Source organism: Streptomyces ficellus (assembly GCF_030406405.1).
GTDB classification, from domain to species: domain Bacteria; phylum Actinomycetota; class Actinomycetes; order Streptomycetales; family Streptomycetaceae; genus Streptomyces; species Streptomyces ficellus_B.
The window spans coordinates 40,893-55,224 of sequence record NZ_JAUEPL010000029.1 but is presented as its reverse complement, the minus strand read 5'-3'; the positions used below and the strand labels follow the sequence as shown (position 1 = coordinate 55,224).

The window sequence follows — 14,332 nt, the reverse complement described above, 5'->3', positions numbered from 1 at the left end:
ACCGCGGAAGGGCTCCTGCGTAAGGGGTGCCCGCGGCTACCGTCGACAGTACGTGGGCGGTGTCGCACAGACGCCGCGGTCTCGGGGGGAGGCGCCATGACCGGAGACACGCCGGATCAGGGCGAAGACAGGGTCGTCGCGGGCCGGTACCGGCTGCTGCGCAAGCTGGGCGCGGGCGGTATGGGGCGCGTGTGGCTCGCGTACGACGAGGAATTGGCGTGCCAGGTCTCCATCAAGGAGATCGCCATGTCCGATACGGCGATGGCCGACGGCGAGCCGGCCGCGCGGATCGCCCGGGCCCGCAGTGAGGCACGGTACGCCGCACGGCTGCGCGGTCATCCGCACGTGGCCACCGTGCACGACGTGGTCGTCCACGACGGACTGCCCTGGATCGTCATGGAGTTCGTACCGGAAGCGGTCGACCTCCAGGCACTGATCCGGCGGGCGGGGCCGCTGACGCCTGCCGAGACGGCCCGGGTCGGGCTCGCCGTGCTCGACGCGCTCACGGCCGGGCACCGGATCGGAATCCTGCACAGGGACGTGAAACCGGCCAACATCCTGCTCGCGCCCGATGCGTCCGGCGCGCCGTACGGCCGGGTGCTGCTGACCGACTACGGCATCGCGCTCCAGCCGCAGTCGGGCGAGCCGCGGCTGACCGCCACCGCCGGGGTGCTCGGTACGCCGGGGTACCTGGCGCCGGAGCGCGCGCGGGGCGAACCGCCGACACCGGCGGCGGACCTCTTCTCGCTGGGCGCCACGCTGTACGCCGCGGTCGAGGGGCGAGGGCCGTTCGACCGGGCCGACGAGTACGGCACGCTGACCGCGCTGCTCACCGAGGACCCGACCCCTCCGGTGCGGGCGGGCGCCGAACTCGGCGCCGTACTGCACGGGCTGCTGCTGAAGGACCCGGTGCGCCGGGCGGCTCCGGAGGTAGTGGCGCGCGGCCTGGAGGCGGCGCGGCGGACCGCGGCGGCGGGCTTCGGGCCGCCGGTCGCGGGCGGGCCGGAACCGGGCGGTCCCCCGGCCCCCGCCACGCCCTCCACGCCGCCGCACGGGACGTCCGAGCCCTCGCCGTACGCCTCGCTCCCGCTGCCCGGGGGGTCAGGACCGGCACCGGCGCCGGGGCCGTACGGGACGTGGAACCCGTACGCCACACCCGCGCCCGAGCCCGCACCCGCCCCGCGGCGCATCAAACCGTCCGCCGCCGTCGTCGCCATGGTCGCCGCCGTGGTCCTGGTGCTCGGCGGCGCCGCCTGGGCAGTCGTGGCGCTCCTCGGGGACGACGACACCAAGCACCCGGCGGCCAAGGGGACGTCATCACCGAGCGGTTCGGCCACGGCGACGCCCACCGGGCCGGTCTACCCATACGGCGAATCCGTAGGGCTGCTGGCCCCGCTGAAGGCGGGCGACTGCGTCTCCGTCGTCTGGCCCGGCGCACCGCTCGCCGCCCCGCCCAACCTGGGCGTCGTCGACTGCGGCGAGGACGATCCGGACGGCCAGGTCATCGCGGTCGAACGCAGCGCGGACGCGGAGGCCGCCCGTACGGAAGGGCCCGGCCGGTGCTCCGGGCAGACGGACGCGCTCGTGAAGTCGCTGCCGGAGGCGGCGTCCTACGCCGTCGTGCCGACGAAGGAGGGCTTCGACGCCGCGGAGGGCGCCACCGCATGCCTCGTCGTGGGGCAGAAGGCGGCTCTCGGGGGCGAGATAGGCACCTTCCGCGACGAAGGAGCCGACCTGCCCGTGAGCACCTGGGCCATGGGTGACTGCCTGCTCTACAAGGAGGTGGACGACGACACCGTCATCACGCCGCTCACCGACTGCGCCGAGCCGCACACCGACCAGGTGGTGGGCTTCGTGAAGATGCCGCAGACCACGCAGTTCAAGGACGTGGAGAAGAAGATGCACAAGCTCTGCGCCAACAGGTACGAGTCCGCCTGGGCACCCGGAGCCGACCTGGCGATGTTCGGATGGCGTCCGTGGGAGTCCCAGTGGGAGGACGGCATGCGCACCCTCGTGTGCACGGTCGGCCGCCCGGACCTCAAGCCGACGACCGGCCGGGTCAGCGGACCGGTGGACAGCGCCGGCCTGTCCGGCACGCCGGGCGGTCAGGGCGTACCCGGCGTCTCCGGCGGCCACGGTGTGTCCGGCACCTCCGGCGGCCACGGTCTGTCCGGCCGTCCCGGCATCGAGGCGGTCGCGGACCGGTGACCTCGCCGGCGGCTCGGCCCGGGACGTGGGCCATGACACTCCGCCCGGCTCCGCGCGGGTGAACGCACGCGCCGCACCGCGTGCCGTTCACCCGTAATTCGCCCTCATGACGCCGGGAGGTGTCAGCCTCGCCCTCGGGGCAACCAGAAGATCATCGAGGAGCGGGGTACGGGCATGGAGAGCGGACCGGCCATCTTCGCCGGCACGGCGTTCACGCTGTTCGGAGCGGGATTGCTGCTGTGGACCGGCGCACGCGCGCTGCACCGGGCGCCGGTCGCGCACGGCGTGAGCCCGGTGGCGGCGATCACGTTCGCGACGTCGCTGGGGGCGGCGTTCCTGATCCTCGGGGTGTGGTGCTTCGGCCGGATCTGAAGGGGCGGTGGAATGGGGGGCTCCGCGTTCTGAGGGGAGTCCGGGCGGCAGGAAAGCCCGGACTCGGGTTACCGTTCGAGTGGCCGTTGCGGTCTTTTGCCGTTTGACACGGGGGCGGGTTGTACCGTCACACTCCGCAGCGACAGCAGCGTCACAGCACAGCGCCACAGCAGTGCGCAGGAGTGCACGCGGTATGACCACACCGCGCCGCACGTGCCACCGAGCGTCGACCGGAGAGAAGAGCGAAGTTGTCCCCGACCAGCGAGACCGCACAGGGCGGCCGCCGACTCGTCATCGTCGAGTCGCCTGCCAAGGCGAAGACGATCAAGGGCTACCTCGGCCCGGGGTACGTCGTCGAAGCGAGCGTCGGACACATCCGCGACCTCCCTAACGGCGCCGCCGAAGTGCCCGAGAAGTACACCGGCGAGGTACGCCGCCTCGGGGTGGACGTCGAACACGACTTCCAGCCCATCTACGTCGTCAATGCCGACAAGAAAGCCCAGGTCAGGAAGCTCAAGGAGCAGCTGGCCGAGTCCGACGAACTCTTCCTCGCCACCGATGAGGACCGCGAGGGCGAGGCCATCGCCTGGCACCTGCTGGAAGTCCTGAAGCCCAAGGTCCCGGTCCACCGCATGGTGTTCCACGAGATCACCAAGGACGCCATCCAGGCCGCCGTCGCCAACCCGCGTGAGCTGAACAAGCGCATGGTGGACGCCCAGGAGACCCGCCGTATCCTCGACCGCCTGTACGGCTACGAGGTCTCGCCGGTCCTGTGGAAGAAGGTCATGCCCCGGCTGTCCGCCGGCCGCGTGCAGTCCGTCGCCACCCGGCTCGTGGTCGAGCGGGAGCGCGAGCGCATCGCGTTCCGCTCGGCCGAGTACTGGGACCTGACCGGCACCTTCGCCACCGGCCGCGTGGGCGACTCCTCCGACCCGTCGACCTTGATCGCCCGCCTCGCCGCGGTCGACGGCCGGCGCGTGGCGCAGGGCCGCGACTTCGGCCCGGACGGGCAGCTCAAGGCGTCGTCCGGCCAGGTCCTGCACCTGGACGAGGCGAACGCGCGCGCCCTGGCCGCCGCGCTCGCCGAGACGTCGTTCAGCGTCCGGTCCGTCGAGTCGAAGCCGTACCGCCGCTCTCCGTACGCGCCCTTCCGCACCACGACCCTCCAGCAGGAGGCCAGCCGGAAGCTCGGCTTCGGTGCCAAGGCGACGATGCAGATCGCGCAGAAGCTGTACGAGAACGGCTTCATCACGTATATGCGTACGGACTCCACGACCCTGTCGGACACGGCCGTCGCCGCGGCCCGTGCGCAGGTCACGCAGCTGTACGGGGCCAATTACCTGCCCGACTCGCCGCGCGTGTACGCCGGGAAGGTCAAGAACGCGCAGGAGGCGCACGAGGCGATCCGCCCCTCGGGTGATCGTTTCCGCACACCCGCGGAGACCGGCCTGCACGGCGACCAGTTCAAGCTGTACGAACTGATCTGGAAGCGGACCGTCGCCTCCCAGATGAAGGACGCCGTCGGAAACTCGGTCACCGTCAAGATCGGCGGCCGGTCGAGCGACGGCCGGGACGCCGAGTTCAGCGCGTCCGGAAAGACGATCACCTTCCACGGCTTCATGAAGGCGTACGTGGAGGGGGCCGACGACCCCAACGCCGAGCTCGACGACCGCGAGCGCCGGCTGCCGCAGGTCGCCCAGGGCGACGCGCTGACCGCCGAGGAGATCACGGCGGACGGCCACGCCACCAAGCCTCCGGCCCGCTACACCGAGGCGTCGCTGGTCAAGGAGCTGGAAGAGCGCGAGATCGGCCGCCCGTCGACGTACGCGTCGATCATCGGCACCATCCTGGACCGCGGCTACGTCTTCAAGAAGGGCACGGCGCTCGTGCCGTCCTTCCTGTCCTTCGCCGTGGTCAACCTGCTGGAGAAGCACTTCGGCCGGCTCGTCGACTACGACTTCACCGCGAAGATGGAGGACGACCTCGACCGCATCGCGCGGGGCGAGGCGCAGGCGGTGCCGTGGCTGAAGCGGTTCTACTTCGGCGAGGGCGACGGCTCCGCCGCGGGCCGTGCGGCCGAGGCCGGCAACGGCGACGGCGACCACCTCGGCGGCCTGAAGGAGCTGGTCACCGACCTGGGGGCGATCGACGCCCGCGAGATCTCCTCCTTCCCCGTCGGCAACGGCATCGTGCTGCGCGTCGGGCGCTACGGCCCGTACATCGAGCGCGGCGAGAAGGACCAGGAAGGCCACCAGCGCGCCGACGTCCCGGAGGACCTGGCGCCCGACGAGCTCACGGTCGAGCTCGCGGAGGAGCTGCTGGCAAAGCCCAGCGGCGACTTCGAGCTGGGTACGGACCCGGCGACGGGGCACCAGATCGTCGCCAAGGACGGCCGCTACGGCCCGTACGTGACGGAGATCCTGCCCGAGGGCACCCCGAAGACGGGCAAGAACGCGGTGAAGCCGCGCACGGCCTCCCTCTTCAAGTCCATGTCCCTGGACACGGTGACCCTGGAGGACGCGCTCAAGCTGATGTCGCTGCCGCGCGTCGTGGGCGCGGACCCGGCGACCGGCGAGGAGATCACCGCGCAGAACGGTCGCTACGGCCCGTACCTCAAGAAGGGCACGGACTCGCGCTCCCTGGAGCACGAGGAGCAGCTCTTCACCATCACGCTGGACGAAGCCCTCGCGATCTACGCACAGCCCAAGCAGCGCGGCCGCGCCGCCGCCAAGCCGCCGCTGAAGGAGCTTGGCGTCGACCCGGTGAGCGAGCGGCCGGTGGTCGTGAAGGACGGCCGCTTCGGCCCGTACGTCACGGACGGCGAGACGAACGCGACGCTGCGGACGGGCGACAGCGTGGAGACGATCACGCCGGAGCGCGGCTACGAGCTGCTCGCGGAGAAGCGGGCGAAGAGCCCGGCGAAGAAGACCGCCAAGAAGGCGCCGGCGAAGAAGACGGCCGCCAAGAAGACGACGACGGCCAAGAAGACCGCCGCCAAGAAGACCACCACGGCGAAGAAGACCGCCGCCACGAAGACGACGGCGGCCGCGAAGACGACGACGGCGGCCAAGAAGACGATGGCGAAGAAGGCCACGGCCTCCAAGGCCTCGTCGGACGACTAGTCCGCCCGTAGTCCGCCGCGGAGCGGCCCGACGGCAGCAAGCCGGAGGGCCGCTTCGACGCGTCCCGGCACGCCGGTGCCCGGGAGGCGCCGGCCCCCGTATCCCGGACCGCGCCCAGTTGTCCGGGCGGGGACGACTGGGTGTCGGTCGCTGCGGATAGGCTGATGGGATGACGCGAGCCGAGCAGCCAACGGTCTTGAGCCCCATCTCAGACTCCGACGCCGCACTTGCCGCGGACTCCCGCGAGCGCGCCGTACGGGCCCTGTTGCGCACCCCGCCCCTGCGGCGGCTGTGGAGCGCGCAGCTCGTCGGGGGGATCGGTGATGCCCTCGCCCTGCTCGTCCTGGTGCTGCTGGCCCTACAGGCGGCGGTCACCGAAGGAGCCTTCGGAGGCGGTTACCGGGGCGCGGCCTTCGCCGTCGCGGCGGTGTTCGGGGCGCGGGTGGTGTCCACGGTCCTCTTCGGTGCCGTCCTGCTCGGCCCGCTGACCAGCCTGACCGCCTCCAAGGGCCCGCTCGACCGGCGCTGGACCATGGTCGCCGCCGATGGCGTGCGCGTCGCGCTGCTGGTCGTCGCGCCGTTGTGGATCGACTGGACGCCCGACCACGCCCTCGCGTTTCTCCTGGGCACCGTCTTCCTGGCCGGTGTCGCCGAGCGGTTCTGGACCGTCGCCAAGGAAGGCGCCGCCCCCGCTCTGCTGCCCGCCCCGCCCCCGGAGGGCGCGGCGGTGCGTCCGCTGCCGGACCACATGGACGCGCTGCGCCGCCTGTCCCTGCGCACGGGCTTCGCCGCCATCCCCGGCGCGGCCGCCGCGCTCCTCGTCGCCACGCTCATCAGCAACCTGCTCGGGACGGGCATCGAGTGGTTCACCGCGCACCAGGCGGCCCTCGGGTCGTACGTGGCGGCCGGCCTCTTCGCCGCCTCCGTCTCCGTCCTGTACTTCCTGCAACTGCCCGACGCCCAGACCCCGCGCCCCCGCTCCCCGCTGGAGGGCCTGCGCCGCCCGTCCACCGCAAGCGGCATCGAGAAGGGGCGTACGGGAGCCATACCCGTGCTCGTGCTCGCCTGCGCAGCCGTCGCGGGAGCCGTCGCGGCCACCGTCGCCGTCGCCGTGCTGCACGCCAGGGACCTCGGCGGCGGCCCCGTCGCCTTCGCGCTGCTCGTCCTCGCGGTGACCGGCGGAACGGGCGTGGGCATCCGCCGCGCACCGTCCGTCCTGCCTGCCCTCTCCCGCCGCCGCCTGCTCGCGCTCGCGATCGCGGCCACGGGCCTCGCGCTCCTCGCGATGGGCCTGGTGCCCGACACGGCGACCGTGCTGTTCATCGCGCTCGTCGCGGGCTTCGTGGCGGGCGTCGCCGCCCACACCGGGCACGTCCTGCTCGACCAGGAGACGGAGGAGTTCCGGCGGCCGCGGCTGACCGAGCACCTCCAGGCCGTCGTCCGGGTCTCCATCGCGCTCGGCGCGATCGCCGCCCCGCTGCTCGCCGCGGCGATCGGCCCGCACCGCCTCGCGAGCGGCGACTTCGTCTTCGCGCACGGCGGCGCCGCCTTCACGCTCATGCTGGCCGGTGCGCTGCTGCTGCCCGTCGCGGCACTGGTCCTGGCCAAGACGGACGACCGTTCCGGTGTGCCGCTCCGCCGCGACCTGCGGGACGCGCTGCGCGGCGGCGACCCGGCGCAGGTGCCGTCGCCGACCGGGTTCTTCATCGCCCTGGAAGGCGGCGACGGCGCGGGCAAGTCCACGCAGGTGGAGGCGCTGGCCGAGTGGATCAGGGCCAAGGGGCACGAGGTCGTCGTCACGCGTGAGCCGGGCGCCACGCCGGTCGGCAAGCGGCTGCGCTCGATCCTCCTCGACGTGTCGAGCGCCGGACTGTCCAACCGCGCGGAGGCGCTGCTGTACGCCGCCGACCGCGCCGAGCACGTCGACTCGCTGGTCCGCCCGGCCCTGGAGCGGGGCGCGATCGTCATCTCCGACCGGTACATCGACTCGTCCGTCGCCTACCAGGGCGCCGGACGCGACCTGTCCCCGACCGAGATCGCCCGCATCTCCCGTTGGGCCACCGACGGCCTCGTACCGCATCTGACCGTGCTCCTGGACGTCTCACCGGAGACCGCGCGGGAGCGGTTCACGGAGGCGCCGGACCGGCTGGAGTCGGAGCCGGCGGAGTTCCACCGGCGCGTACGGGCCGGATTCCTCGCCCTCGCGGCGGCGGACCCCGGTCGCTACCTGGTGGTGGACGCCGGCCAGGACCCGGAGGCCGTCACCACCGTCGTACGCCACCGGCTCGACCGGATGCTGCCGCTCTCCGAGGCCGAGGTGAAGGCCCGGGAGGAGGCGCGCAGGGCGGCCGAGGAGGAGGCCCGGCGCAAGGCCGAGGAAGAGGCGGCGCGCAAGGCCGAGGAGGAGCGCCTGGAGCGCGAGCGCCAGGAACAGCTCGCCAAGCTGCGTGCCGAGGAGGAGGAGCGCAAGCGCCGCGAGGAGGAAGAGGCGCGGCAGCGCGAGGCCGAGCGGCAGGCCGAGGAGGCCAGGCGGCGGGCGGAGGAGGCGCGCCGGCTGGCCGAGGAGGAGCGGCGGCGGCGCGAGGCCGAGGAGAAGGCCCGCCGCGACGAGCAGGAACGGCTGCGCAAGCTCAAGGAGGAGCAGGAACGGCTGCGCGCCGAGGCCGAGGCGCGGCGCCTGGAGAAGCAGCGCAAGGCCGAGGAGGCCCTGCTGCGCGCCGAGGAGGCGCGGCGCCTCGCGGAGGCAGCGGCCGCCGCGTCCGCCGCGGCTGCGGCGTCGGCTTCGGCGAACGAGATGACCGTACCGACGCCGGTCGTGCGGCCTGACGAGGTGACGCAGGAGGTTCCGGTCCCGCGCGTCACCATGCGCAAGGACGAGGCGGAGGCGCCGCCGTCCGACGCCGAGGAGACGGCGGTGCTGCCGCCCGTACGGGACGCGGGGCCGACTGACGCCGAGGAGACGGCGGTGCTCCGTCCGGTTCGGGATGCGGCTGATGCCGAGGAGACGGCGGTGCTGCCGCCCGTACGGGACGCGGGGCCGGCCGACGCTGAGGAGACGGCGGTCCTCCGTCCGGTTCGGGACACGGCTGATGCCGAGGAGACGGCGGTGCTGCCGCCCGTACGGGACGCGGGGCCGGCCGACCGCGTGCCGCCGGGGTTCTTCCGGGACGAAGCCCCCGGACGGGCCGCCGAGGCCCCCCGTGCTGGACGCCACGAGCCGCCCCGGCACGACGCGCAGGACAACGCCCGGGACAACGAGCGGACCCGCGAGCTGCCCCAGTTCGACGAACGGGGCCGGCCGCGACGCCGCTCCGACTGGGCGGAGGAGACCCCGCTGGACGACCTGCCCTCGCTCGCCGACGAACTGCTCGGCCCGCACGAGGACGATGACGACCCCCGGGACGGCCGCCGCGGCCGCTGACGCGGGCGTTGTCAGACCCGTCCCCCACAATGGGTTCCACAGCGACACGAGCCCACCGACACGTACGCAGGAAGGCGGTGACCCATGCCCGTGTGGGACGACCTGGTCGGCCAGGACCGCGTGCACGCGCAGCTGGCCGCCGCCGCGCGTGACGCCGACGCGCTGGTCACCGCCGTCACGAACGGCACCGCGCCGCCCGACGCCTCGAAGATGACGCACGCGTGGCTGTTCACCGGCCCGCCCGGCTCCGGGCGGGCCACCGCCGCCCGCGCCTTCGCGGCCGCCCTGCAGTGCGTCAGCCCGGACCGGGCGCTCGGCGGGGAACCCGGCTGCGGGTTCTGCGACGGCTGCCATACCACCCTCGTCGGGACCCACGCCGATGTGGAGATCATCCGCACCGACCTGCTCTCCATCGGCGTGAAGGAGACCCGTGAGCTCGTACGGCGGGCCCAGCTCTCGCCCGCCGTCGGCCGCTGGCAGGTCTTGGTACTGGAGGACGCCGACCGCCTCACCGAAGGCGCCGGCAACGTGTTGCTGAAGGCCATCGAGGAGCCCGCGCCCCGTACGGTCTGGCTGTTGTGCGCGCCGTCGATCGAGGACGTCCTGCCCACGATCCGCTCCCGCTGCCGTCACCTGACGCTGCGTACGCCGCCGGTCGACGCGGTCGCCGACGTACTGATCCGGCGCGACGGCATCGAGCCGGAGGCCGCGTACATCGCCGCCCGCGCCACCCAGGGCCACATCGGCCGAGCCCGCCGTCTCGCCACCGACGAGCGCGCCCGGACCCGCCGGGCCACGGTCCTCAAACTGCCGCTGCGCATCGATGATGTGGGCGGCTGCCTCAAGGCTGCCCAGGAGCTGATCGACGCGGCCGGTGAGGACGCCAAGCAGGTCGCCGAGGAGATCGACACCAAGGAGACCGAGGAGCTGAGGGCCGCGCTGGGCGGCTCGCAGGGCAGCCGGATGCCGCGCGGCACGGCGGGGGCCATGAAGGACCTGGAGGACAAGCAGAAGCGCCGCAAGACGCGCACGCAGCGCGACACCCTGGACCTGGCCCTCAGCGACCTGACCGCTTTCTACCGGGACGTGCTGGCCATCCAGCTGGGCTCGCGCACGGCCATCGCCAACGAGGACGTGCGCGACGTCCTCGACCGGATAGCCCGCGAGTCGACCCCGGAGCGAACCCTGCGCCGCATCGAGGCGATCCTGGCCTGCCGCGAGGCCCTGGACCGCAACGTCGCGCCGCTGCTCGCGGTGGAGGCGATGACCATGGCCCTCCGCGCGGGCTGACCGTCAGCCCTCCGCACACGCGGCCCGGGGCCGACGGGGTGCGGCGGTGACGTGCGGGGCCCGACCCCCACCCGCAGGGGCTCCGCAGCCCACGCGACGGATCACCCATACGGGTACGGGCAGGCACGAATCGTCAGGTCCCGGTTACGCTCCGGGCATGGACTCGAGTCGTCTCCTCCGTACGTCCGCCGTCGCCCTCGCGGCGTTCGGCCTGCTCCTGGCCGGCTGCACCGACGGGAGCACGGCGCCTCCCGCATCCGCGTCGGCCACCACCGCGTCGACCGAGGATCTCAAGGCGTACTACGGCCAGCGCCTCGCCTGGCGGGCGTGCGGCGCCCCCGAATTCGAGTGCGCCACCATGCGTGCCCCGCTCGACTACGCCAAGCCGCGCGGCGCGCAAGTGAAGCTGGCGGTGTCCCGGATCAAGGCCACCGGCCCCGGCAAGCGCATCGGCTCGCTGCTGGTGAACCCGGGCGGCCCGGGCGGCTCGGCCATCGGCTACCTCCAGGGGTACGCGGGCGTCGGCTACCCCGCCCCCGTCCGCGCCCGCTACGACATGGTCGCCATCGACCCGCGCGGCGTGGCCCGCAGCGAGCCCGTGCAGTGCCTCGACGGCCCGCAGATGGACGCGTACACGCAGGTCGACCAGACCCCCGACGACCCGGGCGAGACCGAGCGTCTGGCAACCTCGTTCAGGAACTTCGCCGCCGGCTGCGCGAAGCGCTCCGGCAGGATCCTGCCGCACGTCTCGACGGTCGAGGCGGCGCGGGACATGGACATCCTGCGCGCGGTGCTGGGCGACGCGAGGCTGACGTACGTCGGCGCCTCGTACGGCACGTTCCTGGGAGCGACGTACGCCGAGCTCTTCCCGTCCCGCACCGGTCGGCTCGTCCTGGACGGGGCGATGGACCCGTCCCTGCCGACCGCCGAGCTGAACCGCGACCAGACGGCCGGCTTCGAGACGGCCTTCCGGTCCTTCGCGGCCGACTGCGTCAAGCAGCCGGACTGCCCGCTCGGCACGGAGTCGCCCGCCCGCGCCACCGCCCTCCTCCGGGCGTTCTTCGACCGGCTCGACGCCGATCCCATCCCGGCGGGCGAGGACCGCGAGCTGGGCGAGTCGCTGGCGACCACGGGTGTGATCTCCGCCATGTACGACGAGTCCGCCTGGCCACAACTGCGCGAGGCTCTGACGCGCGCGATGGGCGGCGAGGGCTCCGGCCTGCTGGCCCTGGCCGACAGCTACTACGAGCGTGAGAGCGACGGCACGTACTCGAACCTGATGTTCGCCAACGCCGCCGTGAACTGCCTGGACCAGCCGCCCGCCTTCACCACCCCCAAGCAGGTGGCCGCCGCTGTTCCGTCCTTCGAGAAGGCCTCCCCGCTCTTCGGTGAGGGCTTGGCGTGGGCCTCCCTGAGCTGCGCGTACTGGCCCGCCAAGGCCACCGGTAGCCCACACCGCATCGAGGCGGCCGGGGCACCCCCGATCGTCGTGGTCGGCACCACCCGCGACCCGGCAACCCCCTACAAGTGGGCCCGCTCCCTCGCGGCCCAGCTCGCCTCCGGCACCCTGCTGACCTACGACGGCGACGGCCACACCGCGTACGGGCGCGGCAGCGACTGCATCGACACCGCGATCAACGCCTACCTGGTGGACGGCACGGTCCCACCCACCGGCAAGCGCTGCCGCTGAGCGTGTGCGATGCACCCTCCGGACCTGTGTAGACTTGTGCCCGCCGCTGCACCCGCGAGGGAATCGCACGGCATGCCGCCTTAGCTCAGTTGGCCAGAGCAACGCACTCGTAATGCGTAGGTCTCGGGTTCGAATCCCGAAGGCGGCTCAGAGAAACCCCAGGACTCACTCGCCGTGACCTGGGGTTTTTCCTTGCTCGGGGCATGACGCGTCACACGGCCGGGGTGCCGCGAGATGGCTTGCGTGAGCGAATGCGTGAGCGGAGCGGGATCGGCTGTGCAGGGCCCCTCGCCGAGTTCGAGGCGATCGCCGAGGCGCTGGGCGGCGAGGTCCAACGGCTCTCTCCATGCGAGCGTCGGCGTACTGCAAGCCATACTGTCGCCGCCAACACTTGCCCTTCCTGAGCTGCGGAGAGCCTGGACCCGTACCGCTCGGGCCCTTTCTGGGCGAGGACGGGACCGAGCGGTACGGCCCGCGTGCTACGGCTTCGAGATCGAGCCGACCGAGCCGACCGGGCTGACCGAGTCGGTCGTGACATCGTCCCGCGTACCGGTGCGGAGCCGGTCACGTACCACCGAGATGGCCACGACCAGCGCCGCCACCAGTCCGGACAGGATGACCCGTTCGCGGCCGGCGTCGTCGGTGAGCATGTAGACCAGCACGAAGGAAATCATGCCGATGGTGGCCCACGTCAGGTACGGGAAGAGCCACATCCGCACGACCAGCTTGTCCGGCGACTCGCGTAGCAGGATTCCGCGCATGCGCAGTTGGGTGAAGCAGACGACCAGCCAGACGAACAGTGCGACCGCACCCGAGGAGTTCAGGAGGAACAGGAAGACGGCGTCGGGCCACCGGTAGTTGACCGCGACCGCGGGCAGCCCGCCGCACCGGAGAGGTGGACGATCTGCGGCGGCTGTCCATCCTGGGCTGGCAGAGCCCGGAGGCGTACCTCTCCAGGCTGCGCGAGTGGGGGGCCTTCGAGCACCTGCGGACCTGCGACACGGTGATCGCCGTCGATGAGCATCCGGCGCCGACTGGCGGTCGCCATCCGAGCCGGGGCCCGGCCGCTGGGCACCATCTGGGTCCAGGAAGGCTCCCAGCCGCTCACCCCGCGCTCGGAGGAAGTGCTGCTGGGCGCCGCGCGGGTCGCCACACCGCAACATTCCCGTGGCGGCCGCGCGGTTGCACATCCACCGCAACACCCTGCGCTACCGGATCCGGCGCGCGCAGGAGCTCACCGGGCTGGACTTCGCCCAGCCCCGGCAGCGCCTCCTGGCGATGCTGCAACTGCGGCTCCCGCCCGAAGCGGCTGACCCCTGACGCAGCAGACCGTGAGGCGGCAGACCGTGACGCAGCAGACCCGGGCGGTGCGGCTGTACCGGCGGTGAGCCCGCCCGGGCCTCAGCTGGTCCAGAAGTCCCACCAGCGGGTGAGGATCAGCATGCCGATGATCCCGATGTGCAGGACCGGCAGCACCCAGGTGAACTCGTCGAGGAAGCCGCGCAGCGCGCGGGGGGCCGGGAGGATGTCGTTGCGTACGTTGTGGGAGGTGACGTACCAGAACATGACGATCGTCGCGGCCCACGCCAGGGAGCACCACAGGCACAGCGAGTTGATCTCGTACAGCGACTCATACATCAGCCACATGCAGAACCCGGTGCCGAAGAGCGTGCCGGCGTTCAGGCCGAGCCAGTACCAGCGGCGGTAGCGGGCGCCGGCCAGCAGCCCCGCCCCGATGGCGATCACCATGCCGTAGGTGACCAGGCCCAGCATCGGGTTGGGGAAGCCGAAGGCCGAGGCCTGCTCGCTCTTCATGATGTTGCCGCACGACACCACCGGGTTCAGGCTGCAGCCCGGCGTGAAGTTCGGGTCCTCCAGCAGCTTGAACTTGTCCAGCGTGATCACCCACGCCGCGAGCAGCCCCGCCGCGCCGGTGACCACCAGCATCCACGCGAACGCCCGGCTCGCACCCGTGCCCGTGCCGTGCGCGGCGTCCTCATCGCGGTCGTGGGACACCTCGTCCTGCACGCTCGTCATCGTCATGGCGGGGACGTTACACGCCGAATCCTTTCGTCGCGGTTTTCCCTGTTTTCTTCACGAAAACGAGGGATAGGGCCGCGAATGTGTCAGGCGTGCACCCTGCGCACCGGCACCAGGCAGCGCCAGGTCACGTCACCCCGGCGGACGCCGCCGACCACCACCGTATCCACCGGTAGGGACACGGAACGG

General features: G+C 72.5%; 8 protein-coding genes, 1 tRNA gene and 1 pseudogene. 8 read left to right on the top strand and 2 right to left on the bottom strand.

The genetic code is table 11. From position 1 onward, the window contains the following. The first annotated feature begins 96 nt into the window (after positions 1 to 96). The 7 genes from QWM81_RS19240 (at position 97) to QWM81_RS19210 (ending at position 12,251) form a co-directional block, all read left to right on the top strand. On the top strand, positions 97 to 2,208 hold the full coding sequence (locus tag QWM81_RS19240; RefSeq protein ID WP_290113355.1) for a serine/threonine-protein kinase: 2,112 nt from the start codon (positions 97 to 99) through the stop codon (positions 2,206 to 2,208). Between the two features lie 174 nt (positions 2,209 to 2,382). Further along, complete coding sequence (locus QWM81_RS19235; protein ID WP_290113354.1) at positions 2,383 to 2,580, top strand: hypothetical protein; 198 nt, start codon at positions 2,383 to 2,385, stop codon at positions 2,578 to 2,580. 248 nt (positions 2,581 to 2,828) lie between these two features. After that, positions 2,829 to 5,702 carry a type I DNA topoisomerase gene (gene topA, locus QWM81_RS19230; RefSeq protein WP_290113353.1) on the top strand — a complete coding sequence of 958 codons (2,874 nt, stop codon included), beginning with the start codon at positions 2,829 to 2,831 and terminating at the stop codon, positions 5,700 to 5,702. Positions 5,703 to 5,871: 169 nt separating this feature from the next. Continuing rightward, positions 5,872 to 9,123 carry a dTMP kinase gene (gene tmk, locus QWM81_RS19225; RefSeq protein ID WP_290113352.1) on the top strand — a complete coding sequence of 1,084 codons (3,252 nt, stop codon included), beginning with the start codon at positions 5,872 to 5,874 and terminating at the stop codon, positions 9,121 to 9,123. Between the two features lie 84 nt (positions 9,124 to 9,207). Then, complete coding sequence (locus QWM81_RS19220) at positions 9,208 to 10,413, top strand: DNA polymerase III subunit delta' (RefSeq protein WP_290113351.1); 1,206 nt, start codon at positions 9,208 to 9,210, stop codon at positions 10,411 to 10,413. A gap of 157 nt (positions 10,414 to 10,570) precedes the next feature. Next, the gene (locus tag QWM81_RS19215) at positions 10,571 to 12,103 is read left to right on the top strand and encodes an alpha/beta hydrolase (protein WP_290113350.1); all 1,533 of its coding nucleotides are present in this window, start codon (positions 10,571 to 10,573) and stop codon (positions 12,101 to 12,103) included. 74 nt (positions 12,104 to 12,177) lie between these two features. Further along, positions 12,178 to 12,251, top strand: a tRNA-Thr gene (locus QWM81_RS19210). Positions 12,252 to 12,582: 331 nt separating this feature from the next. On the opposite strand, the pseudogene QWM81_RS19205 reads toward QWM81_RS19210, so the two are convergent. Continuing rightward, a pseudogene (locus QWM81_RS19205) lies at positions 12,583 to 12,984 on the bottom strand (amino acid transporter); the annotation flags it as partial. Positions 12,985 to 13,270: 286 nt separating this feature from the next. Between QWM81_RS19205 and QWM81_RS19200 the strand changes: the two are divergent. Then, positions 13,271 to 13,423, top strand: a complete 153-nt coding sequence (locus QWM81_RS19200) for a helix-turn-helix domain-containing protein (protein WP_290113349.1) — start codon at positions 13,271 to 13,273, stop codon at positions 13,421 to 13,423. 81 nt (positions 13,424 to 13,504) lie between these two features. Here QWM81_RS19200 and QWM81_RS19195 read toward each other — a convergent pair whose 3' ends face one another. Then, a complete protein-coding gene (locus QWM81_RS19195; protein WP_290113348.1) occupies positions 13,505 to 14,146 on the bottom strand; it encodes a vitamin K epoxide reductase family protein in 642 nt (213 codons plus the stop codon). Positions 14,147 to 14,332 lie beyond the last annotated feature (186 nt).